Below are 331 nucleotides of genomic sequence, written 5' to 3' on the forward strand. Positions count from 1 at the left end.
GGGCGAATGTAGGCACTTTCTAGTTTGTATACGCGAATGGTTTCGCGAGTAGCTTCCATGATCTCCTCAATCGTGTAAGGGATTGGGAAGCGATAAATTTTTGCTGAGTTCTTAAGGCGCTTTGCGTGTTCTGGATGACGGAAAACAATTGGGCCTTTAGGCGTGTTGTAACAACGAACACCTTCGAATACTGAAGTACCGTAATGCATTGCATGAGTGAGCACGTGTACGTTGGCTTCTGCCCACGGAACCATTTCACCGTTAAACCAAATAAAATCTGCTGTCTTTGTAGCCATTGCTGCTTTCCTTATGCGCTCACTTTGTGCTGTAA

General features: G+C 45.3%; 1 protein-coding gene. It reads right to left on the minus strand.

The features are described from left to right. Positions 1-296 (minus strand): aminotransferase class IV (locus tag AB4585_RS27330; RefSeq protein WP_372171884.1); only part of this gene is annotated, 296 nt, incomplete at its 3' end. Between the last annotated feature and the right edge of the window lie 35 nt (positions 297-331).

This window comes from Vibrio sp. 10N.222.49.C9 (genome assembly GCF_041474985.1).
In the GTDB taxonomy this organism is placed as follows: domain Bacteria; phylum Pseudomonadota; class Gammaproteobacteria; order Enterobacterales; family Vibrionaceae; genus Vibrio; species Vibrio crassostreae_C.